Origin of the sequence: Bacillus sp. AM 13(2015) (assembly GCF_001518755.1) — a bacterium.
Lineage (GTDB): Bacteria > Bacillota > Bacilli > Bacillales > Bacillaceae > Bacillus > Bacillus safensis.
The window spans coordinates 24,540-49,138 of the sequence record NZ_LKCP01000082.1; the positions used below are offsets into that span (position 1 = coordinate 24,540).

At 43.6% G+C, this 24,599-nt stretch carries 26 protein-coding genes; 21 read left to right on the forward strand and 5 right to left on the reverse strand.

Annotation, left to right across the window (positions count from 1 at the left end; translation table 11 throughout):
• Window positions 1-7 precede the first annotated feature (7 nt).
• The 5 genes from lpdA to AOQ70_RS13770 all read left to right on the forward strand — a co-directional run bounded on the left by lpdA (window position 8) and on the right by AOQ70_RS13770 (window position 4,323).
• A complete protein-coding gene (gene lpdA, locus AOQ70_RS13750) occupies window positions 8-1,390 on the forward strand; it encodes a dihydrolipoyl dehydrogenase (protein WP_059376851.1) in 1,383 nt (460 codons plus the stop codon).
• A gap of 31 nt (window positions 1,391-1,421) precedes the next feature.
• Window positions 1,422-2,117, forward strand: coding sequence for an SDR family NAD(P)-dependent oxidoreductase (locus tag AOQ70_RS13755; protein WP_059376853.1), 696 nt, complete (start codon window positions 1,422-1,424; stop codon window positions 2,115-2,117).
• Entirely contained in the window at window positions 2,095-2,880 is a 786-nt protein-coding gene (locus AOQ70_RS13760; protein ID WP_059376856.1) for an SDR family NAD(P)-dependent oxidoreductase, read from the forward strand. The genes AOQ70_RS13755 and AOQ70_RS13760 overlap by 23 nt, the downstream gene beginning before the upstream one ends.
• Before the next feature lie 93 nt (window positions 2,881-2,973).
• Window positions 2,974-3,930 (forward strand): sugar-binding transcriptional regulator, encoded by a 957-nt coding sequence (locus tag AOQ70_RS13765; protein ID WP_024424944.1) that lies wholly within the window; start codon window positions 2,974-2,976, stop codon window positions 3,928-3,930.
• A gap of 63 nt (window positions 3,931-3,993) precedes the next feature.
• Window positions 3,994-4,323 (forward strand): hypothetical protein, encoded by a 330-nt coding sequence (locus AOQ70_RS13770; protein ID WP_024426788.1) that lies wholly within the window; start codon window positions 3,994-3,996, stop codon window positions 4,321-4,323.
• Between the two features lie 13 nt (window positions 4,324-4,336).
• Here AOQ70_RS13770 and AOQ70_RS13775 read toward each other — a convergent pair whose 3' ends face one another.
• Window positions 4,337-5,662 carry an APC family permease gene (locus AOQ70_RS13775; protein WP_059376859.1) on the reverse strand — a complete coding sequence of 442 codons (1,326 nt, stop codon included), beginning with the start codon at window positions 5,660-5,662 and terminating at the stop codon, window positions 4,337-4,339.
• 329 nt (window positions 5,663-5,991) lie between these two features.
• Between AOQ70_RS13775 and AOQ70_RS13780 the strand changes: the two genes are divergently transcribed.
• Window positions 5,992-6,948 carry a ring-cleaving dioxygenase gene (locus AOQ70_RS13780; RefSeq protein ID WP_059376861.1) on the forward strand — a complete coding sequence of 319 codons (957 nt, stop codon included), beginning with the start codon at window positions 5,992-5,994 and terminating at the stop codon, window positions 6,946-6,948.
• A 231-nt stretch (window positions 6,949-7,179) separates the two neighbouring features.
• Here the strand turns inward: AOQ70_RS13780 and AOQ70_RS13785 are convergent, their stop codons facing one another.
• The gene (locus AOQ70_RS13785) at window positions 7,180-8,466 is read right to left on the reverse strand and encodes a S1C family serine protease (protein ID WP_059376862.1); all 1,287 of its coding nucleotides are present in this window, start codon (window positions 8,464-8,466) and stop codon (window positions 7,180-7,182) included.
• A 168-nt stretch (window positions 8,467-8,634) separates the two neighbouring features.
• On the opposite strand from AOQ70_RS13785, the gene proG reads away from it, so the two are divergent.
• The 10 genes from proG (at window position 8,635) to AOQ70_RS13835 (ending at window position 19,029) form a co-directional block, all read left to right on the forward strand.
• Window positions 8,635-9,459, forward strand: coding sequence for a pyrroline-5-carboxylate reductase ProG (gene proG / locus AOQ70_RS13790; RefSeq protein WP_059376865.1), 825 nt, complete (start codon window positions 8,635-8,637; stop codon window positions 9,457-9,459).
• A gap of 189 nt (window positions 9,460-9,648) precedes the next feature.
• Complete coding sequence (locus tag AOQ70_RS13795) at window positions 9,649-10,473, forward strand: M55 family metallopeptidase (RefSeq protein WP_059376866.1); 825 nt, start codon at window positions 9,649-9,651, stop codon at window positions 10,471-10,473.
• Between the two features lie 18 nt (window positions 10,474-10,491).
• On the forward strand, window positions 10,492-11,427 hold the full coding sequence (locus tag AOQ70_RS13800; protein ID WP_039177974.1) for an ABC transporter permease: 936 nt from the start codon (window positions 10,492-10,494) through the stop codon (window positions 11,425-11,427).
• Window positions 11,424-12,386: an ABC transporter permease gene (locus AOQ70_RS13805; RefSeq protein ID WP_058838943.1), complete on the forward strand. Its 963-nt coding sequence runs from the start codon at window positions 11,424-11,426 to the stop codon at window positions 12,384-12,386. Before AOQ70_RS13800 ends, AOQ70_RS13805 begins: the two co-directional genes overlap by 4 nt.
• Window positions 12,387-12,393: 7 nt before the next feature.
• Window positions 12,394-13,404 carry an ABC transporter ATP-binding protein gene (locus tag AOQ70_RS13810; protein ID WP_059376867.1) on the forward strand — a complete coding sequence of 337 codons (1,011 nt, stop codon included), beginning with the start codon at window positions 12,394-12,396 and terminating at the stop codon, window positions 13,402-13,404.
• The gene (locus tag AOQ70_RS13815; RefSeq protein ID WP_059376868.1) at window positions 13,404-15,026 is read left to right on the forward strand and encodes a peptide ABC transporter substrate-binding protein; all 1,623 of its coding nucleotides are present in this window, start codon (window positions 13,404-13,406) and stop codon (window positions 15,024-15,026) included. The genes AOQ70_RS13810 and AOQ70_RS13815 overlap by 1 nt, the downstream gene beginning before the upstream one ends.
• Before the next feature lie 110 nt (window positions 15,027-15,136).
• The gene (locus AOQ70_RS13820) at window positions 15,137-16,078 is read left to right on the forward strand and encodes a S66 peptidase family protein (protein ID WP_059376869.1); all 942 of its coding nucleotides are present in this window, start codon (window positions 15,137-15,139) and stop codon (window positions 16,076-16,078) included.
• Window positions 16,075-17,154 carry a dipeptide epimerase gene (locus tag AOQ70_RS13825; RefSeq protein WP_058838946.1) on the forward strand — a complete coding sequence of 360 codons (1,080 nt, stop codon included), beginning with the start codon at window positions 16,075-16,077 and terminating at the stop codon, window positions 17,152-17,154. Before AOQ70_RS13820 ends, AOQ70_RS13825 begins: the two co-directional genes overlap by 4 nt.
• On the forward strand, window positions 17,154-18,071 hold the full coding sequence (locus AOQ70_RS13830) for a C40 family peptidase (protein WP_059376872.1): 918 nt from the start codon (window positions 17,154-17,156) through the stop codon (window positions 18,069-18,071). Before AOQ70_RS13825 ends, AOQ70_RS13830 begins: the two co-directional genes overlap by 1 nt.
• Window positions 18,061-19,029 (forward strand): ABC transporter ATP-binding protein, encoded by a 969-nt coding sequence (locus AOQ70_RS13835; RefSeq protein ID WP_059376873.1) that lies wholly within the window; start codon window positions 18,061-18,063, stop codon window positions 19,027-19,029. The genes AOQ70_RS13830 and AOQ70_RS13835 overlap by 11 nt, the downstream gene beginning before the upstream one ends.
• A 39-nt stretch (window positions 19,030-19,068) precedes the next feature.
• Here the strand turns inward: AOQ70_RS13835 and AOQ70_RS13840 are convergent, their stop codons facing one another.
• Entirely contained in the window at window positions 19,069-19,950 is an 882-nt protein-coding gene (locus AOQ70_RS13840) for a dimethylarginine dimethylaminohydrolase family protein (RefSeq protein WP_059376875.1), read from the reverse strand.
• Window positions 19,951-20,129: 179 nt separating this feature from the next.
• Between AOQ70_RS13840 and AOQ70_RS13845 the strand changes: the two genes are divergently transcribed.
• The 5 genes from AOQ70_RS13845 (at window position 20,130) to AOQ70_RS13865 (ending at window position 23,013) form a co-directional block, all read left to right on the forward strand.
• A complete protein-coding gene (locus tag AOQ70_RS13845) occupies window positions 20,130-20,651 on the forward strand; it encodes an acyl-CoA thioesterase (RefSeq protein WP_008346212.1) in 522 nt (173 codons plus the stop codon).
• Between the two features lie 114 nt (window positions 20,652-20,765).
• The gene (locus tag AOQ70_RS13850; protein ID WP_059376879.1) at window positions 20,766-21,092 is read left to right on the forward strand and encodes a PadR family transcriptional regulator; all 327 of its coding nucleotides are present in this window, start codon (window positions 20,766-20,768) and stop codon (window positions 21,090-21,092) included.
• Between the two features lie 4 nt (window positions 21,093-21,096).
• Entirely contained in the window at window positions 21,097-21,855 is a 759-nt protein-coding gene (locus tag AOQ70_RS13855) for an HAAS domain-containing protein (RefSeq protein ID WP_059376880.1), read from the forward strand.
• 105 nt (window positions 21,856-21,960) lie between these two features.
• Complete coding sequence (locus AOQ70_RS13860; RefSeq protein WP_059376883.1) at window positions 21,961-22,449, forward strand: small multi-drug export protein; 489 nt, start codon at window positions 21,961-21,963, stop codon at window positions 22,447-22,449.
• A gap of 18 nt (window positions 22,450-22,467) precedes the next feature.
• On the forward strand, window positions 22,468-23,013 hold the full coding sequence (locus tag AOQ70_RS13865) for a GNAT family N-acetyltransferase (RefSeq protein ID WP_059376885.1): 546 nt from the start codon (window positions 22,468-22,470) through the stop codon (window positions 23,011-23,013).
• Window positions 23,014-23,027: 14 nt separating this feature from the next.
• On the opposite strand, the gene AOQ70_RS13870 is transcribed toward AOQ70_RS13865, so the two are convergent.
• A complete protein-coding gene (locus tag AOQ70_RS13870) occupies window positions 23,028-24,071 on the reverse strand; it encodes a bifunctional transcriptional activator/DNA repair enzyme AdaA (RefSeq protein WP_059376888.1) in 1,044 nt (347 codons plus the stop codon).
• A gap of 189 nt (window positions 24,072-24,260) precedes the next feature.
• On the reverse strand, window positions 24,261-24,395 hold the full coding sequence (locus AOQ70_RS19365; protein WP_080652936.1) for a YrzI family small protein: 135 nt from the start codon (window positions 24,393-24,395) through the stop codon (window positions 24,261-24,263).
• Window positions 24,396-24,599: the final 204 nt, after the last annotated feature.

The following is a 24,599-nucleotide window of genomic DNA, read 5'->3' on the forward strand; positions in this document are numbered from 1 at the left end:
GAATCGGATGACGAAAACGTATGATCTGACAGTCATTGGCGGAGGACCTGGCGGGTATACTGCCGCCCTTCAAGCAGCTGAGCGTGGACGGAAGGTCGCATTGATTGAAGAGGATTTTCTTGGCGGTACTTGTTTAAATCGGGGCTGCATTCCTTCAAAGACACTGCTCAAACATGCAGAAGTCATTGAATCAATTGAGAAGGCGAAAAGCTGGGGAATTGAAACAGGTGATTTGGTCCTTTCCTTCGATAAAATGAGAAAGCGCAAAGATGACGTCATTGAAAAGCTCAGAGGCGGAATTGCCTTTTTATTAAAGCAAGGAAAGATTGATGTATATAACGGCAGAGGTACAGCTGTGACAAGACACCAGATTGAGATTGAAAAACAAGATGGTTCAGAATTGATTGAAACGAAAGAGCTCATGATTGCCACTGGATCTTCACCTGCCATTCCGCCAATACCGGGCCTTAAAGACATTCAATTTGACACAAGTGATACGATCTTTGACATCCCAGATATTCCTGCTTCTGTCGTCATCATTGGTGGCGGTGTCATTGGACTTGAGCTGGCTTGTATCTTCCAGAGCCTTCAATCAAAAGTCACGATTATTGAAGCAGCTCCGTCCATTATTCCGCAAGAGGATGAGGAAGCATCTAAGCTGCTAGAAAGAGAATTAAAGAAAAAAGGCATCCATATCGCGAAGAAAACCACTGTGACAGAGGTAACGGAAAGCGAAGGAGTCAAAGCGGTTCATGCATCAGACGATAAAGGGGAGACGCATATCTTCACGGCTGAAAGATTGCTTGTTTGTGTAGGAAGAAGACCTAGTGTTTCTGCTGTCAGCCAGCTTGATCTTCAGCTGGATGGTCCTTTTATCAAGGTGAATGACAAGATGCAGACAAGCGTTGAAGGTGTCTATGCAGTTGGGGATGTTGCTGGCGGCTATCAACTGGCTCATGCAGCGATGGCAGAGGCCGCTGTTGCGGTCAGTAATATTTGCGGTGTGTCTGAAAAAATGAATGCTGATATCATGCCTAGGTGTATTTATACATTACCAGAGGTAGCAAGTGTCGGTCTGACTGAGAAAGAGGCAAAAGCCAAAGGACTTAATGTGCGGGCAGAACGATTTGATTTAGCGGCAAGCGGTAAAGCACTAGCGGCAGGCGAGCAAACAGGCTTTATTAAATTGGTATACGATACAGCCTATGGTGAGGTGATTGGCGCGACGATGGTTGGCCCGCACGTCACAGAGATGATTTCAGAAGCTTCCTCCTTTATGTACTTAGAAGGAACAGCAGAAGAGATGGCGAAAATGATTCATCCGCATCCGACCATCTCAGAAGGTTTTTATGAAGCAGCACTTGATATCGTGAGTAAGCTGAGAAAATAATGGCCAAACAAGGGATAGGGAGGAGATACGTGTGCACGTCCAGCTTCATCAGAAAGCGGCACTTGTGACAGGTAGCACAGATGGATTTGGAGAAGCCATCTGCCTGGCTTTAGCCCGGGCAGGTGCACATGTTTTTTTACACACGTTTCATGATGAATCAAAGGCTAAAACCATTCGTGAAGACATTCAAAAAATGGGCGGTCAAGCGAGTATTATTCAGAACCCGCTGGAAACGCCGCGTGATGCGACACGGATGCTGAGGCAAGTGATTGATACATGCGGTAAACTGGATATTTTGGTCAATCAAGCAGAGCAAGGAACGGGCGCAGAGCTTGATGACGTGAGCCCTGATGGATGGGTAGATGAAGTGGAATCGGCTGTGAATACCGTCTTTCTTTCCAGTCAGGCTGCCGTATGGCATATGGTTGATCAGAAGCAAGGCTGCATCATTAATATATCGTCATCAGGCAGTATCACAGGAGATGGCGGGATCTCGCATGCTACTTCGAATTCTATGCTGAATGCCATGACAAAAGGGTTAGCAAGAGAATTTAAAGACAAAGGCATTCGGGTGCTTGCGCTGCTGCCTCCGCCTCTCGATTTGGTTCCTGATACAGAGCAAATCAAGGAGACTGTGGCCCATATGACGGTGTTCCTCAGTACATCCTATGGTGCATTTACAGATGGCGTGGCGATTATGCTTGATGGGGGTGAGAGCGCTGGCTAATGATCAAAAACCAGTTCTCATCGTTGGCGGAGCACAAGGGATCGGAAAAGAAATAGCTGAGCGTTTTTTAAAAGAAGGACAGCCAGTTGCTGTGTCAGATATAGATGAAAAGGGACTTTCGCTCTTAAAGACACAGTATCCTCAGCTGCTGATATTTCAAGCTGACGTTTCATCGTGGGAAAGTGTTCAGCAAATGATATCAGCAGCTGAAAGGGAGCTGGGCGGTATTGCTCATCTTGTGTATTCAGCAGGAATGACAAAATCTCTGCCTTTTTTAGAAGTCGATTTTTCACTTTGGAAGAAGACACTGGCTGTGAACTTATATGGTCTTTACTATTGCATCAAAGCGTTGGCACCCTATATGTGTGAGCGGCAGGAAGGCAGTGTTGTCATTATTGGATCGGGATCGGCCATCACCGGCTCAGGCGGAGGTATTCAATATTATGCATCAAAAGCAGGTGCTTTTGGATTGATGCGATCGCTCGTAAAGGACCTAGGCTCCCATCATATACGCATCAATGTGATTGCTCCCCGTGTGATTGAGTCTCAAATGCTTGATACACTCTATCCGACTGTTGAGGAGAAACGGCAGCTGCAATCACTCATTCCCATCGGAAGGTTAGGAAAACCTGATGATATCGCGGGACTCACTTTATTTCTCACACGTGATGAGGGGAGTTATTTGCACGGACAAATTATCCTGTTAGACGGTGGGAGAACATATCAGCCGAAATATACTGAGGGAAAAAGAGCGGAGAGTTAATCGCTCTTTTTGTCATTTTCATAACAATTGTTCCAATTGGAAACGAATGTTTGATATACTGGTAATCATAGTATATTAAAAGGATGATGTCACATGCTGAATTGGGAAGAAAGACGACAGCTCGTCAAAGTTGCTCATCTTTATTATACAGACGGGTGGACACAGCAAGAAATTGCAAAAAAGCTCAATGTCTCAAGGCCAGTCATTTCAAAGCTCTTACAAAAAGCAAAAGATGTGGGGATCGTTGAAGTGTACATTAAAGACGAAAGCATTCATACAGTGGAACTTGAGAAGCAGCTGGAAACAACCTTTCAATTAACAGATGCGGTCGTTGTCCCAAGTGTTGGGACAATGTCTGAGATGGTGAAGCGGGCAGTCGGTCAAGCAGGCGCCTATTATTTGTCTAAAAACATGAAAAATGCGGAGAAAATCGGTATTTCATGGGGGACGACGCTTGCTGAGCTTGTCAAAGAATATCCGTTTGAACGAAGAAACGATGTGAAGGTCATTCCTTTAGAGGGCGGAATGGGCAGGCAGGCAGTCGATATTCATGCCAATCAGCTGGCATATGAGCTGGCAAAGAAAATGAACGGCACGTGTTCCTATTTATATGCCCCTGCGATTTTAGAAACAGAAGAATTAAAAGAACGGCTCATGGCGATGCAGGACATAGAAGCTGTGCTTGAAGAAGGCAGAAATGTGGATATTGCCCTCATCGGTATTGGCAACCCGCATAAAGGGTCGACTTTAAAAACAGTCGGTTATTTAAAAGAAGAGGATTTATCTGGTTTAAGGCAATCAGGCGCTGTCGGTGATATTGGTTTTCGTTTCTTTGATGGAGAAGGAAAACCTGTCCAAGATGAACTGAATCAAAAGGTCATAGGCTTATCGCTGGAACAATTAAAGAGCGTCAAAACGGTCATCGCTGTTGTAGAAGGAACCCATAAAGCTGAAAGTATTTTAGGGGCTTTAAATGGCGGCTTCATCCAAGTACTGGTGACAGACGAACTAACGGCGGCAGCCATTTTAAAGGAAGCATCCGTGCAATAAAAGGCTTGCAGCGTTCGAATGGTATAACAAGAGCAACATCAAACGAGAAAGGAGCTGTGTATCTTGAAGAAAACCGAAATGGAAGCAAACCTACATTGTACTCGGTGCCAAGAAGAGACCCTCCACAGCATCGTTTATGTGAATGATCAGATGAAAAGCGTTGAGTGTACAGAGTGTCATCAAAAGATCAGTGTGCAAGTCGACATCATGAAGGAATTTTACAAAGAAGTATATGAGAAAATAGCGACAAAGCCAAAGCGGATCACGCAGGAATATAAGTCGAACCTGAATGGATTTATCTCAAGGCTCCCAATCCGCGTGCTTAGTAAGCCATACCGGCTCATGAGATATTTAAACGAATCATACAAAGTGATCAAACAATATAAAAAATAAAGCAGAGCACTGTTTAGTGCTCTGCTTTATTTTGTGTTTTTTTCATATAATAATAAATAGGCAGTCCAGCCATCCCGATCAGCATGGAGATCAGGCAGCTTTTCCAATCGGTGATCATGGTGCTGATTAAGACGAATAATGAACCGATAATCGCAATGATGGGTGTCAGCGGGTAAAGTGGTACACTGTACGCACGCTTCATTCCGCTGTTTTGTTTTCTCAGCTTAAAGACGGCGAAAAAGGCCATGACATAAAAGATGTAAATCATGAAAATCGATACTTCAGACAGCTTCTCGGGATTACTGACGATCATAAACACAATGGCGATCAAAATTTGCACAAATACAGCGATCCAAGGTGTTTTAAACGTTGGGTGAATACGGGAAATCGCGTTGGCGAAAGGAATCTGCTTTCGTTCTGCCATCGCAAAAATCACACGTGGGAATGAAAGAACCTTTCCATTCAAACAGCCAAAGATGCTGATGATGATCCCAATACTAATGATTTTCCCGCCAATTGGTCCAAAGAGCATGGTAGCAGCAGTGCTTGTCGCATTTTCACCTAGCTGGATGATTTGATCAGCTGGCAGCACGTGCAAAAGTGCGACATTAATAAAGAGATAACAAGCCGTCACAATTAAAATTCCGCCTGCCATCGCGCGAGGAAGCAGTTTCTCAGGGTTTTTCATTTCTCCTCCAAGCGCAGCAAGTAAAATCCAGCCATCATAAGCAAATAATGTAGCCAAAATCGCTGCACCGAAGTTCATTTGAGCGATGCTATCGTTGACAGCCATGAAGATGTTTTCGTTACCTTTCCATATGCCAAACACAATAATAGCGGCAATTGGGACAAGCTTTCCAATAGTGGTCAGCCCCTGAACAAATCCGCCGTATTTTGTTCCCATGATGTTGATGATACATAAAAATAAAACGGTGATAATGCCGATCGTTGTAGACCATAAAGTTGAAAGCGAAAATAAATTGGCTAATAATGAACCAAAATAAAGACCAAGTGCACCAATGATGGCGGGTCCGTAAATAATAATCTGCACCCAGCCGCATAAGTAGCCCCAAAATTCACCATACACTTCTTCAAGATAGGCGTATAAACCGCCGGTTCTCGGGATTTGTGTACCAATTTCAGCGACAGTCAGTCCGCCTGCAAGGGTTAAGATTCCACCTAACAGCCAAGCGAATAATGCGATGTCTGAGCTCCCTGAATAGGAAAGGACGTTGCCTGGCTTCATAAAGACGCCTGACCCGATAATGGTCCCGATGACAAGAGATAGGGCGAAAAATAAGCCGATGTCTTGTTTTAACGCTGGTTGTTCTTTGTTCATTACACACGACCTCCTGCATCACTTTCGTACGTTACTGTGACATGTATTTTGTTCATTGTAATACGATTTTAGGAAAACAAGAATTAAAAAAATTTTCTGATTTTCGTATTTGTGATTGAAAGTGTTCGTTTATTGGAGATATTAGGGTGAATGTTGTGTTAAAAACGAACAATGAAAGATTATTTTCGATTTAATGTTAATTTAATGTCCAGAAACCGAACATCCTGTAAACGTACAGTTAAATGGTTGACTTTTCTTGAAAAATGAACTATTTTATTCATAAGGATATTATCTCGAATTCGAGATAATTTAAAATAGGAGTGAAAATAATGAAAATCAATGGGATTCACCACGTATCTGCGTTAACAGCCAATGCTCAGAAGAATGTTGATTTCTATCGCCAAATTCTTGGCTTGAAACTTGTAAAGAAAACAGTCAATCAAGATGACCCGTCTATGTATCATTTGTTTTATGGAGATGAGGTTGCTTCACCAGGAACAGAGCTTACATTCTTTGAGATTCCAATGCTTGCCCGCCGTTTGGAAGGGACAAATGCGATCACAAGCACAGGCCTTCTCGTTTCTTCTGAAGAGGCGCTTTCTTTTTGGGAAAAGCGGTTTGAAGATAAAGGCGTACAGCAAGAAACAGCTTCCTTGAGAGGCGGAAGACCTGCCTTGCGTTTTAAAGATCCAGAAGGACAGCAGCTGTTTTTAACAGTAGAACCGAACGCACAAGAAGAAGGCTCACCGCCAGTGCATGACGATATCCCTGCAGAGTATGCGATTAGAGGTTTAGGTCCAGTTGAATTAACTGTTGCAGAAGCTGATAAGACGATCCGTGTTTTAACAGACATCCTTGGTTTCACCGAAAGAGCACGTGAACAATCAAATGATGGTGAGATCGTGACCATTTTTGAGTCAGGAAATGGCGGTGCTGGAACAGAAATTCATGTGATTGAAAAAACAGAAGGGCCTTCTGAACGTTCCGGCAGAGGAAGTGTGCATCATGTCGCATTCCGCGTGAAGGATGCAGAAGAGCTTGAAAAATGGTATGAAAAAATATCAAAAGCAGGCTTTACGAACTCTGGTGTTGTAGAACGCTTTTACTTTAAAGCTCTTTACTTTAGAGAGCCAAATGGTATTTTATTTGAAATTTCAACAGATGGTCCTGGGTTTACAGTTGATGAAGGGGTGGATGTACTTGGCGATCAATTAGCCCTTCCGCCATTCCTAGAGCATAAACGAGCAGAAATTGAACAAAGATTAACGCCAATTCAATCGTCATAAAAAAACAGCTCATAACTGAGCTGTTTTCAGCATGTAGACAAACCCTCGCATTCGGTGTCAGTCCTGTGCGCCGATGCTCACGAATGTCAAATTCGCTCCGCAAAGGTAGCCGTCCTTCCTAGACTGCAAAGGTTTTCTATCACGCTGAAAAGAAGACAAAGGGCTAAAATCAACATCATTTTAACCCTTTGTCAACAATCTGAAACAGCTCATAAATGAGCTGTTTTTTCATTAGGAACTGACCTGCTTAGATTCAGATTGTGTTAATGTGACCTGTTTCGTTTCTTGTTTTCCGTTTCGAATGAGGGTGATGCTCACGGTGTCTCCTACTTTTGTATTCGTGTATAGCTCGTGACGTAATTCGCTGCCAGTTTTGATTTGTTTTCCATTGATGGCGGTAATGACATCCTCTGACTTTAAGCCTGCTTTGGCGGCAGGTGAGCCAGCGGCGATTTCTTTGACATACACGCCTTGATCGAGCTGACTGCTTTTAAGTCCGAGTGTTTCTTTCTGATACACATCTGGAACTTGTTCGAGATCCAGCATACTGATACCGATATATGGACGTTCAATTTTTCCTTTTGCGAGAAGCTGATCAGCGATTGGTTTGACATCATTGATTGGCAGTGCGAACCCAATGCCTTCCACACCTGTTTCAGAGATTTTCATACTCGTGATCCCCACAACCTTTCCGTCTGGCGTCAGAAGCGGGCCGCCGCTGTTACCTGGATTAATGGCTGCATCTGTTTGAATGACATTAATGCTGCTTTCGCCTGCTGATGTGTTCATAGAGACTGTTCGATCGACACCGCTGACAATTCCTTGTGTCACCGTTCTTGAAAGGTCTTCACCAAGCGGGTTTCCGATTGCGATGACAGTTTCTCCAGCACGCAGTGAGGAGGAATTGCCTAATGCCGCCACCTTGGTCACATGACTGCTGCTAATTTCCACAACAGCTAGGTCAGTGAGCGGATCAGCTCCGACCAGTTTTCCTTCAATGGTTTTGCCATCGTGTAAGGATACGGTGAGTTTGTTTGCCCCTTCAATGACGTGGTTGTTTGTTAAGATATAGGCTTTATTGCCTGATTTTTTGAAAATCACTCCTGAGCCTGTACCGGTTTTTTCCTCTTGACTGCTTTTGTTTTGCTGTGATTCATCGAAAGGGTTACTGAAATCGCCAAAGCTCGTGTCTGTTTGAGTTTGTGCTTGGTAGTTTGTAATGCCGACAATTGCTGGTGATACATTTTCGACCATGCTGGAAATGCTGTTTGATGAATTTGATGTTTGGACGGCTGTTGTTTTTGACGAATTCGTGTGATTTGTCGATACTGCTTCTGTTTTCGCTGCCGAATCATTTGCAGTGCTGTCTGATGAATGCTGAGCATACGGTGTAAGAATGTAGACACCTAACGCTAATATACCGCCCACAACACCGCTGACGAATGGTTTAAACCAGCCATTTGGCTTCTTCTGTTTTTGAGGTTGTTCAATAGTTTTTTTGTCATCTTTGTGAGTCATTCGAATCACTCTCTTTCATTTATTTTTTCATGTATGTGTTCAAGGTGTTTTACCGTATGTGGTGGTGACTGATTTTATCGTAAGAAAAAAGTGTGGGATAAAAATGAAAACATTGTGGGAAATTGTTAAAATAAGTAGTGAATCTTAGCAAATAGAGGAGTTTAAACTGTGGAGACAATCGGAATTATTGGATATGGAAGTATGGCTGATATGATGGTGCAAAAGTGGCTGGAAAATGGGGTACTAGATGCTCATCAAATCATGATCCATACAAGAAGTGAAACGGAACGCCTGCATCAGCTTAAAGAAAAGCACCAAGAAATCAACATTTGTTCATTAGACAAACTTTCTGCGTCATGTGATATATTGTTTGTCTGCGTGCCGCCGCTAGCTGTACTAGATGTTCTAGATCAGCTGCCATCTAAAGCGAAAGCGGTACATATTGTGTCAGTAGCAGCAGCTGTGACATTAGAAAAGTTACAAGCACATACAACACAGCCAGTGTCTAGATACATCCCAACACTCACGTCAGCTGTTGGCACAGGCGTATCCCTTGTTGCGCATGGTGCAGCCGCAGGGCGTGAGAACAAAGAACGTTTACACCGTCTGCTTTCAGCTTTTAGCATCGTCAGGGAGGTAGAGGAAGACCGGTTTGATGTGGCAAGCAATTTGACAAGCTCATCTCCTGGTTTTATTGCTGCTCTGTTTGAAGAAATGGCGAAAGCGGCTGTGAGAAATAGTGATCTTTCCTTAGAGGAAGCGAATGAGTTTTTAACGTATGCCCTTTTAGGGACAGGCCAAATCCTTGTAGAACGAGGTCTCACCTTTGCTGAAACTGTCGATAGAGTGGCGACAAAAGGGGGAATTACAGGAGAAGGTGCTGAGGTCATTCAACAGCAGGCACCTCAGATGTTTGATGATTTATTTACACAAACCATGAAGAAATATGATCAGCTGAAATCGCAGATTAATGAAGCGGATAAACACCACTAAAGGCATAGTTAGTGGTGTTTTATTTGTTAAAAAAATCCTTTCTGGAATAGCCTTTTGACCTGTATTATCTGAGTCTAAATTCCTTATTTTCAGACATTGTATTGAAAAATCAATCAAGTTCTCATATAATTTTTTAGAAAATTTAGAAAAATATACACAAATTTTATGTTTAATTAAAGGGGGATGGGAATGAAGCTCTATCTATCTGTCGATATGGAGGGAATTACTGGTCTAGCTGATCATACATTTGTTGATTCACGCCAGCATAACTATGAGCGGGGCAGACGCATTATGACAGGTGAAGTGAACGCCTGTGTAGAGGCGCTTATTCAGCATGGTGCCACCGACATTTTGGTGAATGACAGTCATTCTAAAATGAATAATCTTTTGATCGAAGAACTGCATGAAGAGGCAGTTCTCATATCAGGTGATGTAAAGCCTTATTCAATGGTGCAAGGGTTGGATCAAACCTATGATGCAGCTGTTTTTTTAGGCTATCATGCAAGAGCATCAATGAAAGGTGTGATGTCGCACAGTATGATTTTTGGGGTCAGACATTTTTACATAAATGATCATCCAATTGGTGAAATGGGCTTTAATGCGTATATTGCAGGCTACTATGGTGTTCCAGTGATTCTTGTTTGCGGGGATGATCAAGCAGCACTTGAGGCAGAAGAGCTGATGCCTGGTGTAAAGACAGTAGCGGTGAAAGAGACCATCTCAAGATCTGCTGTGAAATGCTTACCTCCTGCCAAAGTCAATAAACAAATCTCGCAGCAAGTGGAAGCCGCGATGAAACAGATTGATCAAATGAACCCGCTGACGCCTCCTGATCAGCCGCTGCTTAAGATTGAGTTTGCCAACTATGGACAAGCTGAATGGGCGAATTTAATGCCGGGTACTGCCATCATAGAAGGAACAGCAATGGTAACGTACCAAGCAGAGAATATATTAGAAGCCTATCAAGCGATGCTTGTCATGACAGAGCTTGCCGCACGTACAACATTTTGTTAAGCGAGGGGGAGACAGCAGATGGCCAGCTTTTTGCTCAAGCGTTTCATTGCGATGATTGCCACGATCTTAACGATTACGACTTTAACGTTTATTTTAATGAAGGTCATCCCAGGATCGCCTTTCAATGAAGAACGAAATACAAACGAAACCGTCCAGCGAAACCTCGAAAGCTACTATCACTTAGACGAGCCACTCTATGTTCAATATGTCATCTATTTAAAATCCATTGTTACCTTTGATTTTGGTCCTTCCATTAAAAAGCCTTCTGAAAGTGTCAATGATCTATTGGCGAGAGGCTTCCCAGTCTCATTAGAACTTGGTCTTATCTCAATATTGATTGCTGTCATCTCTGGCATTCTGCTAGGGGTCATGGCTGCCCTCCGGCATAATGGTTTGATTGATTACATCGCTATGACCATTGCTGTTTTCGGTATATCCATTCCAAACTTTATCTTTGCTACCTTATTAATTCAGCAGCTTGCTGTCAATTTGAAGCTCTTTCCTACAGCGATGTGGACAAGTCCAATGCATATGGTGCTGCCTACAATCGCCCTTGCTGTCGGGCCAATGGCCATTATCGCCAGGTTAACGAGATCGAGCATGATTGAAGTGCTGTCGCAAGACTATATCCGTACTGCCAAAGCAAAAGGACTTTCTCCCTTAAAAATTGTATTTAAGCATGCGCTTCGAAATGCACTTTTACCCGTTGTGACCATTCTTGGAACACTGGTCGCAAGTATTTTAACAGGAAGTTTTGTCATTGAAAAAATATTTGCCATTCCTGGAATGGGAAAATACTTTGTCGAGAGCATTAACAACCGTGATTATCCTGTCATCATGGGAACCACTGTTTTTTACAGCATTATTTTAATCACACTTCTCTTCATTGTCGATGTGGCGTATCGTCTCCTTGATCCGAGGATTCAGCTGCATCAGAAAGGAGGAAAGGCATGAGTATACACCTTCAGCATGATCCACCGAACAGGCATCCTGAAGTCCCGGACGAATGGTTTTCTCCTCGAGAGCAAAAGAAAACGGAAGCCCATGCCATTAAAAGACCCTCTCTTTCCTATTGGGCTGATACATGGAGGCGGCTGAAGCAAAATAAGCTTGCGATGTTTAGTCTATCGGTCCTGATTTTTCTTTTTGTCATGGCAATCTTAGGCCCATTGCTTGCGCCAAATAGTGTGACAGAGCAGCGTCTTTCGATGCAAAATCTGCCGCCCTCGGCTGCTCACTGGTTCGGAACAGATGAGCTTGGGCGAGATGTGTTCACACGTACCTGGTACGGAGCACGCATTTCGTTATTTGTGGGCGTCATGGCAGCCCTGATTGATTTTGCCATCGGTGTGATTTATGGGGGCATAGCCGGCTATAAAGGCGGACGCTATGACCATATCATGATGCGGATTGTCGAGGTGCTCTACGGACTTCCTTATTTACTTGTCGTCATTTTATTGATGGTGCTCATGGGACCAGGGCTTGTCACCATTATTGTAGCGCTCACTGTCACCGGATGGATTGGAATGGCAAGAATTGTGAGAGGTCAGGTTCTTCAGCTGAAAGGCCAGGAATATGTCCTTGCCTCCAAAACCTTTGGTGCCAAAAGCCTGCGGATCATTCGCCGCAACCTTCTGCCGAATACGATGGGGCCGATTATCGTCCAGATGACCCTCACTGTGCCGACCGCGATATTTGCTGAAGCGTTCCTAAGCTTTCTCGGTTTAGGTATTCAAGCGCCGTTTGCAAGCTGGGGCGTGATGGCCAATGATGCTTTGCCGACTGTGCTGTCAGACAATGGACATTGGTGGCGTTTATTTTTCCCGGCATTTTTTATTTCACTCACGATGTTTTGCTTTAACAATTTAGGTGATGGCTTGCAAGATGCGCTTGATCCAAAGATGAAGAGGTGATGGTGCTGTGAAAAAAGTTCTGCAAATTATCGATCTGCACGTCAGCTTTCGAACATACGGCGGTTCAGTTCAAGCAGTACGCGGAGTGAATGTCGATGTTTATGAAAAAGAAACCTTAGCCATTGTAGGAGAATCAGGCTGCGGAAAAAGTGTGACATCACAAAGTATTATGAGGCTTCTGCCTGCATACAGCGCGCATGTTGATCAGGGAGAAATCTGGTTTCAAGACCGCAACTTGCTGTCATTATCTGAAAAAGAAATGCGCGCCATACGAGGTGTCGATATCTCGATGATCTTCCAAGATCCGATGACGGCACTCAACCCAACCTTGACAATAGGAGATCAGCTGATGGAAGCAGCGAAGGAACATCAAAAGCTGACGAAAAAAGAAGTGAAAGAAGCCGCCGTACAGATGCTTGATTTGGTTGGTATTCCGCAGCCGAAGGAGAGATTAAAGCAATACCCGCACCAATTCAGCGGAGGAATGAGGCAACGGCTCATGATTGCAATGGCACTGATTTGTGAGCCAAAGGTGCTGATCGCAGATGAACCGACGACCGCGCTGGACGTGACCATACAGGCACAAATTTTAGAGCTGTTTAAAGAGATTCAGAGGAAAACAGGTGTCACCATTATTTTAATCACACACGACTTAGGGGTCGTAGCCCAAGTTGCCGACCGAGTAGCAGTCATGTACGGAGGGAAAATGGTTGAAGTCGGAACAAGACGAGATATTTTTTACAGTCCGCAGCATCCTTATACTAAAGGGCTCCTGCAATCCGTTCCAAGACTTGATATGAAAGATGAACTGATTCCGATCGAAGGAAGCCCGCCTGATTTATTTGCGCCGCCAAAGGGCTGTCCGTATACCGATCGCTGCCCGGTGGCCATGAAAGTGTGTGATCATATCATGCCGCATGAAACGCAGCGATCACCTACTCATACAGTGCATTGCTGGCTCCAGGATGAGCGAGCGAACCAAGCGATGTTATCTTCAACACAAAGGGGGAGTTTTTGATGAGAAAAAAAGGGTGGATCATCAGTGTTTGTTTGTTCATCATCATGCTGCTCGCAGGATGTACAGCGAATGAGCAAGCAGGTAAAGGATCATCAAGTAACAAGGGTGAAAAGAAAATATTAACCTTAAATAACGAAAATGAACCGACGTCATTTGACCCGCCGATTGGTTTTAATAATGTATCGTGGCAAGGGCTGAATAACTTAATGGAAGGATTAACGAGACTGAATGAAAAGCACGAACCATCTCCTGCAATGGCTGAAAAATGGGAGATTTCAGAGGATGGAAAAACGTACACGTTTCATTTAAGAGATGGTATCAAGTGGTCGAATGGTGATCCAGTGAAAGCGAGTGACTTTGAATATGCGTGGAAGCGTCTGCTCGATCCGAAAACAGGCTCCTCTGCATCGTTCTTAGCTTACATGATTGAAGGCGGAGAGGCATTTAACAGCGGAAAGGGAAAGAAAGAGGACGTAAAAGTCAGTGCTGAAAATGACAAAACGCTAAAAGTCACACTGGCATACCCGCAGAAGTCATTCTTAAATATGACCGCAAACCCTGCCTTTTTCCCTGTCAATGAGAAGGTAGCTGAGAAGGACCCAAATTGGGCAAAGGATGCCAAAACCTTTGTTGGGAATGGACCGTTTCAGCTGACAGAATGGAAGCATGATGAGAGCTTCACTATGGAAAAAAGTGAGACATATTGGGACAAAAAATCAGTTAAGCTGGACCAGGTAAAGTGGCTGATGATCAGTGATCGCAACACGGATTATCAAATGTATCAATCGGGAGATTTAGATACTGCCTTCGTCCCAGCAGAACAAAGTGAAAATTTGCTGAAAAATAAAGATGTGCAAATTGAAGATCAGGCAGGACTGTTCTTTTATCGTCTGAATGTGAACATGGAACCTTTTCAAAATAATAACATTCGCAAAGCCTTTCAAATGGCGATCAATCCGCAAGATATCGTGGATTATGTAACAAAGAATAAAGAGAAGCCTGCCCGCGCCTTCGTTTCACCGGGAATTCTAGATTCAAAGGGTGAAGATTTCAGAGAAGCTGGCGGCGATCTTGTCAAACAAGATACGAGTGAAGCTGCGAAGCTATTAGAAAAAGGGCTGAAAGAAGAGAACTATTCGAAGCTGCCGCCCGTCACATTAACATATAGCACAAAGCCTGAGAACAAGAAAAAAGCTGAAGCTATCCAGCAGCAATTAAAAGAAGCGCTGGGTGTAGACGTGAAGCTTGCGAACATGGAAGCCAATGTATTTGCAGAAGATCAAAAGGCGCTGAAATTCCAATTCTCGCAAAGTTCATTTTTAGCAGACTATGCAGATCCGATCAATTTCCTAGAGAGCTTTCAAACAGGGAATGCGATGAACCGGACGGGATGGTCAAACGACACCTATGATCAGCTGATTAAAAAGGCGAGCCAGGAAGCAGATGAACAAAAGAGAAACAGCATTCTTCATGAGGCAGAGGCACTTCTCATGGAAGAAGCACCGATCATTCCAATTCATTTTTATAACCAAGTCCATTTACAAAAAGAGGGCGTAAAGGGAATTGTCCGCCACCCTGTTGGGTATATCGATTTGAAATGGGCACAAGTAGATGGAGAGTAGTAAATGAGAAACACGGACGCTTTGGAAAAAAGCGTCTGTTCCTTTATTCGTTCATGTTATGGAGAAGATGCCCATAGATTGAAAGAAACAAATAGAAAGAGGGGATTGGCATGAACCAGCTGCCAGCAGCGCTTCAAACAGGGGATACGGTGGGGATTATTGCACCAGCAAGCCCGCCTGATGAATTGAAATTAGCAAAAGGAATTGCCTTTTTAGAAAGCCTCGGGCTGAAGGTGAAAAAAGGGAAGTATCTCGATTCTCGGTACGGGTATTTAGCGGGGCGTGATCATGAAAGAGTGGAAGATCTTCATGGCATGTTTCAAGATCCAGAAGTCAAAGCAGTTATTTGTGCTTGCGGAGGGTACGGAACTGGAAGACTTGCGGAAGCCATTGACTATGATCTCATTCGCCGGAATCCGAAAATCTTTTGGGGTTATAGTGACATTACGTTTTTACATACGGCCATCCAGCAGCAGACCGGTCTTGTGACTTTTCATGGACCAATGCTTGCTTCTGATGTAGGACTTGAAGAGGTTCATCCGTATACGAAGGATACCTTTTTGCAACTGTTCACGCCTAAGGCCTTTACGTATACGCATCACTTGTCACCTCTTCATACCTTCTACCCCGGCACTGCTTCAGGTGACATCATAGGAGGGAATCTTGCCCTCATCGTGACAACACTTGGTACACCTTTTGAAATTGATACGAAGGGAAAGCTGTTGTTCATTGAAGATATTGACGAAGAGCCGTATAAAATCGATCGCATGATGCAGCACCTCACCTCTGCTGGAAAACTGGATGATGCGGCAGGATTCATCATTGGAGATTTTCATCAATGTGAACCAAAAAAGAAAGACCAGTCCTTAACCTTGGAACAGCTGTGGGAAACCTATATTGTGCCGCAAAAGAAACCTGCACTCGGCGGCTTTCGGATCGGTCATTCATCACCGAACTTTGCCATTCCAATGGGCGTGCAGGCTGCACTAGATGCGGAGGGGAAAAAACTGCACATTTCTCCAGGCGTTGCTGCGAAAGAGGCGATCAAATGAAAATCGTGGATGTTCATACATGCAGAACGAGTGTACCGCTAAAAAAGCCTTTTAAAACCGCTTTAAGAACGGTGTATGACGCAGCATCTCTAATCGTCATCATCACATATGATCAAGGTGACGTCAGCTACGGAGAGGCAGTTCCCACGGCGGTGATTACAGGAGAAACGCTGGAAAGCATCGACTATGCTATCTGTGAAGTGATCAGACCCATTTTGCTCGGGGCTTCCTTGGCAGAGTATGAACAAATCTTTTCTGCTATGAACCGTGTGCTCGCAAGCAACACAAGCGCAAAGGCTGCAATCGATATGGCCATTTATGATGGGTTAGCAAAGCAGGCAGGACTTCCGCTTTATCAATATCTTGGCGGATATCGTCATCAGCTCGAAACCGACTATACGGTCAGTGTAAACCGTCCGCTCGAGATGGCAGAAGATGCGAAACAATACGCAGCCGAAGGCTTTCAGACGTTAAAGGTGAAAGTGGGGAAAGATGACATACACACGGATATTCAGCGGATCAAGCGGATTCGAGAAAAAGTCGGACCGGACATTCAGATCAGGCTCGACGCAAACCAAGGATGGACGTGGAAGGAAGCGATCACAGCCATTCGAAAAATGGAAGCACTGAATATTGAATTAGTAGAACAGCCAGTGCCGAAAGAAGATATCGAAGGTCTGCGCCGTGTGACAGAAGCAACTGATACATTGATTATGGCAGACGAAAGCATTTTTAGTTTTCATGATGCAATCAAAGTGCTTGAAACGAGAAGCTGTGATCTGATCAATTTAAAACTAATGAAATCGGGCGGCATAAAAGAAGCACTAAAAATCAATGCCCTAGCTGAAGCATACGGTGTTCAGTGCATGGTTGGCAGTATGATTGAGTCAAAGCTTGGCATTACAGCAGCGGCACATTTCGCCGCAAGTCAGCCGAATATCACCCGCTGCGATTTTGATGCGCCGCTTATGCTGAAAGAAGACATGATAGACGGAGGAATCGTGTACAAAGGAAAAGACATATTTTTACCGCTCGATCATGGGTTAGGGATTCAAGGGGTGAAAGGAGTCTCGTGATGATATATGAATCAAAGGTTCCAGTCGCTAACGTATGGACAGCGCCGCAGTCTACGAGAGAAATCGATCGAAATGTACTTCAGGACTCCATCAACATCAAAGAGTGGATTGACCAGCAAACATATGAAGAAAAGTTGGCTTTATGTGAAGAAAATTTGATTCAATCTCAAGTACTGCTCGGCGGGCGAGTGATTGGATTAGAAGAGGCAGATGGCTGGATGAAAGTTGTCATACCGCAGCAGGCCAGCCGGAAACATCCGCAAGGCTATCCAGGCTATATACCTGTTGAGCAATTAAACCAAGTAACAGAGGGAAGTGCGTCAGCAGCATCTCTGATTGTTTGTCAGAAAAAAGCCACGCTCTATCAAAACGGGGAACCCGATATGGAGATTAGTTTTTTAACAGAGCTGGCAGCAGCCAAAGAAACAGATGATCAATTTTATGTTGTCACCCCAGTAGGAATAAGAGAAATCAACAAAGCGGATGTACGCCCAGTTTCACATGCTTACTCTTTGACCGGCAAAGATGTCGTAGACACAGGAAAACAATTTATTGGACTTTCGTATTTATGGGGAGGCATGAGCAGCTTTGGCTATGATTGTTCAGGCTTTGCTTACAGCATGTACAAAGCGTGCGGATATCTTTTGCCGAGAGACGCAAGTGACCAAGCAGTTCAAGGAACGCCGGTGACATCAAGCCATTTAGAACCAGGCGACTTGTTGTTTTTTGCAAATGAAAACGGAAAGGGAGCGGTCCGCCATGTAGGGATCTACGCTGGGGACGGGAAGATGCTTCATTCGCCTAAAACCGGCAGACAAATTGAACTGCTCTCCCTTTCTGGCACTTCATATGAAAAGGAATGGGCAGGTGCAAGGCGGTATTTACCAAGCGAGAGGAGGAGCGATCATGACAGTTGAACCACTTTTACAAGTAAACAACCTCAAAAAACATTTTCACCTATCAAAAGGGAGAACGTTAAAAGCGCTGGATGGTGTCTCTTTTAAGCTGAAACAAGGTGAAACCTTTGGTCTCGTTGGTGAATCTGGCTGCGGCAAATCCACACTTGGAAAAGTGCTCATGCGTCTTTATGAACCAACAGATGGTGAAGCCTTATATGAAGGGAAAAGCCTTCACCGCCTTTCTAAAAAAGAATCATTTGATTTCAACCGGCAAATGCAAATGGTCTTTCAAGATCCGTATTCCTCCTTAAATCCGAGACTGTCAGTAAAAGATATTATGCTGGAGCCAATGGAGATTCATCAGCTTTATGGCAGTCAAAAGAAAAGGATTGCCCGCGTAAAAGAACTGCTCGAAGCGGTAGGGTTAAGCTATGATTTTGCCACCCGCTATCCGCACGAATTTAGCGGAGGACAGAGGCAGAGAATCGGCATTGCAAGAGCGCTTGCCTTGGCGCCAAAGTTTATTGTGGCAGATGAGCCGATTTCTGCATTAGACGTCTCCGTTCAAGCGCAGGTCGTGAATCTGCTGAAGAAACTGCAAAAAGACGAAGGATTAACTTTTCTTTTTATTGCACATGACTTGTCGATGGTGAAATATATTAGCGACCGAATCGGTGTCATGTATTTAGGCCATCTCGTTGAATTGACGACGAGTGATGCATTATATCAAACACCGCTTCACCCATATACACAAGCCTTGCTGTCTGCCATCCCCATTCCAGATCCTGACGTAGAGGACAAGCGCAAAAGGTTTATTTTAAAAGGAGAAATTCCAAGTCCAGTGAACCCGCCAAGCGGCTGTGTATTTCGAACAAGATGTCCTGCCGCGATGGATGTGTGTGCTGAAAAAAAGCCAGTATTACAAGCAGTGGAAGAAGGACATGAAGTCGCCTGTCATTTATATAATAGAAAATAGGACAAGCCAGATAAAAAGCCAGCAAGTAGACAAGCTGTTCTACACGCTGGCTTTTTTAATAGATGAACGCCGAATAGGCAATGTGCAGCATCTGAACGAGCCGCCAGATTTAATAATTTCAGAAAAGTCCACTTCAATAACAGTGTACCCGTGAGCGATTAATGCAGCATTTGTTTCTTGGTTGCTTGGCAAGCTGATCACTTTTTTCTGCCCAATGGATAAAACATTTGGTCCAAGTGTGAATTGCTCTTGTTCACTGATTTCAACAAAATGATAATACGTTTTGAGCAGCTGGAGATCCTTTTGCTTGAACGCTTCAGGATAAATGAATATCTCGTCATGAGACAGAATATTCATCACACAATCGAGATGCAAAATGTGAGGGGGAAGGTGAATTGGAATGATGTCGTGATCCGGCAGTTCCTTTTTGAGCTGGTAGATAGCGGCTGGACTAGTTCTTTTGCTCGTGCCAACAAACACACGGTTCTGATCCACAAGCACATCGCCGCCTTCAATCGTTCCTTCTGTCAAGGTGACAGCTGATAACCCGTTTGCCTGTGCCCACTCTTTTAGACATTGTTCTTCCCCTTGCCGAACCGGAGCGGCCATCTTTGAAACAAACAGTGTATGTCCAATCGTAAACCCAATATCCCGAGTGAAGACTTGCTCAGGGAAGCGGTCATTCGCTGGGAGCAGGATGGGCCGTACTTGATGATCTTTAAGCGTTTGGATCAATTCTTTATGCTGAGCGACTGCTTTCATTTGAGAAATATTTTCTTTCGCAAAATGTTTCTGTGTTTCGTTGATAATTTGTTTGATTTCCATATAAATAGGACTGCATAAAAGAACTTCTTCTAAATCGTCGTATTCACTCATGCATTGCGGCATTTTGTATAATTGCTCTGCTCTCATCGAATCCATCAAATGGCCTCCTTGTTCGTTCATAGTTCTATTATTCCTTCTTCTTGTCAGGGTTGAAACATTTCCGAAAGAAAATCTCTCACATAAGACTAAAGCAAAAAGTTTAGACAAACCTAAAAGAATAGTGTTTAATAAAAGTCGTTCCGCATCTACGAAAACAGCAAGAAGGAGCTATGATGATGAGTGAAGAAAATTTCAAATACTGCAAGGAATCGAAAGTTGTAAAAACCAGCAGGGTATTCCCTCTCGATACGAATAACCACCAAACGTTATTTGGCGGGAAATTAATGAGCTATATAGATGACATTGCCTCTATCTCGGCAGCAAGACACAGCCGCAGTGAAACGGTCACAGCTTCAATGGATTCTGTTGACTTTTTAGAGCCGATTGGACAAAAGGAGTCAGTATGCTTGGAATCCTATGTCACATGGGTCGGCACGTCTTCTATGGAAGTGTTCGTTAAAGTCATTAAAGAAAACTTGATGTCTGGAGAACGCAGGCTCGCAGCGACTTCATTTCTGACATTTGTTTCATTAGATGAAAACGGAAAGCCTAAACGAGTCCCGCAGGTGATGCCGGAAACAGAAGAAGAGATCATGCTTCATCAAACAGCGAAGCAGCGGGCAGAGGAAAGAAAAAGCCGCCGAAAACATAGTAAGGCGCTTGCTGACGCACTTGGGACAGATAAACCTTGGGCGTAAAAATCACCCTTTAAGCGGTGATTTTTTTCTAGTACGGTATCTTGCATGGCAAGATAGTGTATGGTAAGATGAAGCTATCTTGTGATGCAAGATACTGAAACCGGAGGAACGATTATGACAACATCCACACAAATGCTAAAAGGAATTTTAGAAGGCTGCCTGCTGTCGATTATTTCTGAGGGTGAAATTTATGGGTATGAAATGACGAAGAAGCTCGCGCATTATGGGTTTGATCAAATAAGTGAAGGCAGTATCTATCCGATTTTGCTGCGAATGCAAAAGGAACAGCTGGTGACCACTGTCACAAAAGCGTCAGCAAGCGGACCGAAAAGGAAATACTATACGCTCACACAAGCGGGTGAACAAGCGCTCACAGAGTTTATTGTCCGCTGGGATGAGCTTTCAAATAATGTAAACCGCTTATTACAAAAAGGGAAGTGAGATTATGGTATCAAAAGAAACACGACACATTCTACTAGAGCTGCAACTTTATCTCATATCAAAGGGAAAAAATCAGGATGAGATTGATGAGCTGATGGACGAACTGACCACACATGCAGTTGAGGCTGAAAAAGACGGCAAAACAGGAGAGGATGTGTTCGGCGGAGATCCACGGAGCTATGCAGATGAACTCTCAAAAGAGCTGTCAGGAAATCATAAAGACTGGGTGCCGTTTGTCAGTGCATTTTTGATTGGGTCACTTTTTTACATGATTTTATCAGATGCAATCAGCCAAAATTTATCGTATTCTTGGTTTGCTTTGATTGGATATCCAATCGTTTTAGTGGCCAATGTGATCATGATCATTGTGATGTTTAGAGCGACCGCCTTTCAAACAAGCAGCCGGGTATTTCTCTACTTTTGGTTATTAGGAATTTTTCAGCTGACAGCAATGGTGACAATCAAACTTTTGGATCAAAAACTTGGCACGCCATTACTTGTACTTACTTCAGGACAAAGATGGGGCGTCATTCTGCTTATGCTGCTATGTATCGTTGTATTCAATGCGATCTTAAAGGCGAATGTCGTTTCATTGATTCCGCTCATCTTTTTCGGACCGCAGCTCATATTCGAATGGATTGGCTGGACGTCACCAAGTGTGATTTTACTGCAAAGCCTGCTGTCTATTGTGATTTTAATAGGACTTATGCTCGTTGTCCTGCGCCGGGCAAATAAGAAAAATGAAAATACGAATGTAAACTGAGCACATCCGATCCGATGTGCTTTTCTTTTTCTAAAAAAATGTAGAAATGGAATTGTGTTTTTCATTACAATGGGGAGAGGACAAAAATGAAAAGGGGTTCTGTTTTTGGATATCGTATGGGGGTATGTACTCGTTTTTGTATTGGCTGCTTTGCCTTTTTTTGAAGTGATTGGAGTCGTTCCATTCGCAATCTTAAGTGGGCTGCATCCTGTGACAACGGCTGTGATTGGATTTATCGGCAACTTTCTCACAGTCTTGTTTCTCATTTTGTTTGTGGACCGGTTTAAAGCATGGTGGTTAAAGAGAAAAGAAGAGAAAGGTGATGAAAAAGGAGAGAAAAAGCAGCTGCGGGCGAGAAAAATTTGGGAACGATATGGTCTGCCTGGATTAGCGCTCATTGGTCCTTTTATCATCGGCAGTCATTTAGCGGCCTTGATGTGCATGAGCTTTGGAACGAAAAGAAAGCAAGTCGCGGTGTGGATGACCGTCAGCTTAATGATGTGGACAGCGCTGGCTGCAAGTTTAACCGGTGCGGGCTTCCATTACTTTGCCCCAGATTCAAATGGGTTGTTCGGAGATATTTTTAGCAAGTAAAAAAAGGGAGGATCATCAATGACAATTCAAACAAGAACAGTATTTGAAACAGAGCGCCTGAAACTGAGAACGATGAATGAACATGATGCGTCATTTTTATATGACGAGCTGTTTCAAGACGAAGAAGTGATGAAGTATTATCCTTCTTTGAAGGATGAACAGCAGACAAAAGAGTGGATTGCATGGAATCAAAAAAATGACCGCACGTACCACACCTCGCTATGGATCATTGAAGATAAAGAAACAAATGAACGACTTGGACAAAGCGGAATTGTCCTGCAAAACATTGAAGGGCAAACAGAGCTTGAGATCGGGTATATGCTAAAGAAAGCGGCGTGGGGGAATGGTTATGCTGCGGAGGCTGCAAAAGGCTGTCTCACCTATGGATTTGAAGAAATGAAGGTCAGACGGATGATCAGCCTAATACGTCCTGAGAATGAAGCGTCGGTGAAGGTTGCTTTAAAAATGGGCATGAAAAAAGAAAAAACCATTTCAAAATGGGACCAAATCATTGATGTATACAGCATCACCCGTGACGGAGAAAATGGCTCGCTTACTGAATAAGCAGAGCCGTTTTTTTATCCGCGCTGTTCTAACTGAAGCAAATATTTCTTCCGTTCAATTCCCCCGCCGTAGCCTCCAAGCTCACCACTTGTTTGAATCACGCGGTGACAAGGAATGATAATCGCCAATTGATTCGCACCATTTGCATTACCAACGGCACGAACCAAATGCGGATCGCCCAGTATTGTGGCTAGATCACGATAGGATCTCGTTTCGCCTGATGGAATGAGTGAGAGCTGCTCCCACACCTTCATTTGAAAAGGGGTGCCATGTAAGGAAAGGGGTACAGTAAACTGAGTGAGCTTTTTCTCAAAATATAAGGCCAATTCCTTTGCTAATTGCTGATGGACGTTTGTCTCTCCAACTAAAATACGGGCATGATGCTTCTTTCTTAATGTTTCAATTTCTTTTTCGAGCCCCCGCCTGTCCATAAACTCCAGTAAATACACATGTGTGGCATCTGTCACGCTGATCATCCGCCCGATCGGTGTGGAAATAAAATTAGCATAGAGAATGTGAATCTGCGCTTTTTTAGGGGGATTTCCCATGATTTTCGTAAATGCATCATTGAAGGCGCTTGAAGATTCATAGCCGAAGGTGACCTGCTGATCGATTACTTTTTTTCCGTTCAAAATTTCTTTAAAGGCAAGTCCCATTCGGCGTGATCTTGCATATTGAACAAAGGTCATGCCGTAAATGTCTTTAAACTTTCTTCGAGCTGTGGCAGAGTGAATCCCTAATTGACGGAAGTCCTCTTCCTTCCAGCGTTTCTCAGGATTTTTTTCTACTGCTGAAACGAGTGTTTTGACTTCTTCAGGAATACTGTTAGGGTATGTTAATGGTGTGCAGCGTTTGCATGGGCGATACCCTGCCAGCAGTGCCTCCTCCGCTGTAAAGAAAAACTCACAGTTTTCATATTTGGGCTTTCTGGCCGTACATGTGGCATGACAGAAGATGCCGGTTGTCTTAATACAGGCAAAGAATGTGCCGTCATATTGCGGATTCTTGTCAACAAGTGCTTGATAAAATTCATGTTTTTGTTCATCGGTCATCATCATATGAATCCACCTCTTGATTTTCTATAAAATGTTTTTCAGTATTTTAAAGTTGAACGTTCATCACATCAATCTTATTTCATTATATCAGCGATGTGATCGTTGCCGTACCCGTACCCGCGCTTTAAGGAAGGCGGAATGAATCTTCTTTCTCGTATGAAAGCATGATAAATATGTCGATCTCCTCCTGTTTTAGTTCATATACTTTAGCTGCTTCTGTTTCATTTCTTCATAAAATGCTTCAACTTCTTGTTCGTAAAGTACGGTCTCCATGTCCTTGTATTTACGCTTGATCGTCAATGTGATAAAAAATAAATGGATTGTCATATATGCTCATTTCCCTTCAGTCCGCAGCACGCGAAACAGCCCGTAAATCTTCTTGATCAGTTAACCTGTTTCTAACACTTAGTATACGGCGGTCCCATAAAAATTCTTTCGAAAAATGAACAAGTATATTTGGCAGAGGAAAGCAAAGTGATAGACCAGTATTTAGGGGTGTGATACAATTTTGACACAGAATCTGCTCTAAGT